Source organism: Mesorhizobium sp. M0152 (assembly GCF_040322415.1).
Lineage (GTDB): Bacteria > Pseudomonadota > Alphaproteobacteria > Rhizobiales > Rhizobiaceae > Mesorhizobium.
The window spans coordinates 1-1,961 of sequence record NZ_JAMYTH010000105.1 but is presented as its reverse complement, the minus strand read 5'-3'; the positions used below and the strand labels follow the sequence as shown (position 1 = coordinate 1,961).

Below are 1,961 nucleotides of genomic sequence, written 5' to 3'. Positions count from 1 at the left end.
CCGCAGTTCCTCAAGCCGTGCCCGCCGATCGCGGCGCAGCGGTTCGTATCCGAAGATGCCCTGTGCAAACAACAATCCCTTGATAACCAACTACATTAATGATCGAAATGCGTTCGATTTCATATCCGCGCATCAACGCCCTATCCATCCTGACATGAATGTGCTGGGCGTCGTGCTAACAAGTGTCGTTGATAGTGCGACGCCCGATCGGGCTTGCCATGAAATGAACAGGAGAGATCACCACGTCCAGGATCAACCGCCGCGCCGTGCTTTTCCACTCCGGCAGCGCCGTCTTCGCCTCGACGGTTACCTCGGTGGCTCACGCCACCGAGGCACCAAACCGACAACAGAATCTCTCAAGCGAACTGCGAGCATCGATTGAGTCGCACATGACCGCATACGGGGCCTTCGGCAAGGTCGTACACGAAGTGGGCGGCAGGGGCCGCGACTACGACAATGCCAACCGAGAGGAGGAGAGGGCGCTGCTGGCTATCTGCGCCTATCCTGCTGCCACCCAAGGCGATCGTTTGGCCAAAGCCCGATACCTTTTGGAGATCGAGGCGCGCGGCGAACTCGACGTGCCAGACCAGATGCAGACTCTTCTTCGCTCGATGATGTGGAAGGGATGAAGCCGACCGCTGTATAGCTGGTCAGCCTCGATCAAATCGTCCGAAGCTCGCCGGCTAACGTCTTTCCAGAACGTTTGTCCTGCACCAGTTCATAGCTGATCTTCTGACCATCATTGAGGCCGCGCAAGCCGGCGCACTCCACGGCAGAAACATGCACGAGCACATCGGGGCCGACTTGATCAGACTGAATGAAACCAGAACCTTTTTGGGAATTGAACCACTTTACCTACCGGTGCCATGCAAGCCCTTTCTGACTAACCGACTGCCGATCGCCGGCCGTTTCAGCACGATCAGCAGCCAACAAATTCACGACTGTCATCCATTGCCAATTTGCAGAAGCCCACCCGACCTGGATCGGGTATCTGGAATGCCGCTGCATATCCTTGTGGTAGGCAATCACATCTTCAGCTAAATCCAAGAAGAACGCTAACGATTCGACGATTGGTCACCATCGTTAAGCGATTGCAAGATTATCAGCCATGGTGCCGGCACGTTCCTCGACGATGCCGGTCTGGCGGCTGAATGCCTGCTCGATGGATTCGACGCCAATCGATTGCCATAAGCGCCGCGCTGACTCATGCTGCTCAATGATGATTCTGCGACCCAAACCCGCTCCACGCCACCACGCCGCGCTTCTCGGTGCCCCTTCGACCGCGCCGATGGCGACGGTGCCAGCCTGGCGGCCGCTTGCATTGATCCTAACGTCGGGTTTGTCGGATCCGCGACACGAGTGACATCTGGCTGGCGTTCCGCCGCGCTCTCAGTGAAGCCATTGAATAAACATCCAGAACCAGTTTTTCTGGGCCGCTTCCTGTGCAGTTGGCACGACTCTTGATGTTGGTTGTACGGCGGCAAAAGCCGCTAAATGGCAGACTGGTTCATCTTATTTGATCTCTAGGAAAGGAGACAGCAATGAAGGTCGATATATCACAGTATGGTGTGACCGAATTGGCTCGAGAAGAAGCATCCACAATTTCGGGCGGGTGGGCTTTATTTGGGGCAATATTTTTCGCGGTGTGGTGGCTAGTAAACGCGTAGGCATCCCCACGTAGCGTGCAGGCGGTTGATCGCTCATTTTCAGCATGAATCATGCGGAGAATCCTCACATGGGGGCTTTGTCGCAAACCTTTCGGTAAGCGGAGCATGGCAAGAAACACCGCTCAGCTGTGGAGGAGCACGTGACGTTCAAGGGCCGCCCTTTCGACCAGTCGGTGATCCTGCTTTGCGTGCGCTGGTACCTGGCCTCCCATGGGCTTCTTGGGGTCAAGGATTAAATTCAGCAACGCATGAGCAGAACTCCAGGACTGTTTCGGCATCCAAGGTCTGAGCCCG

At 56.0% G+C, this 1,961-nt stretch carries 2 protein-coding genes and 1 pseudogene; 1 reads left to right on the top strand and 2 read right to left on the bottom strand.

Annotation, left to right across the window (positions count from 1 at the left end):
* The first annotated feature begins 389 nt into the window (after positions 1-389).
* On the top strand, positions 390-629 hold the full coding sequence (locus NKJ26_RS33275) for a hypothetical protein (RefSeq protein ID WP_352700080.1): 240 nt from the start codon (positions 390-392) through the stop codon (positions 627-629).
* Positions 630-660: 31 nt separating this feature from the next.
* On the opposite strand, the pseudogene NKJ26_RS33270 reads toward NKJ26_RS33275, so the two are convergent.
* A pseudogene (locus NKJ26_RS33270) lies at positions 661-855 on the bottom strand (cold-shock protein); the annotation flags it as partial.
* Between the two features lie 228 nt (positions 856-1,083).
* Positions 1,084-1,236, bottom strand: a complete 153-nt coding sequence (locus NKJ26_RS33265; RefSeq protein ID WP_352700078.1) for a hypothetical protein — start codon at positions 1,234-1,236, stop codon at positions 1,084-1,086.
* Between the last annotated feature and the right edge of the window lie 725 nt (positions 1,237-1,961).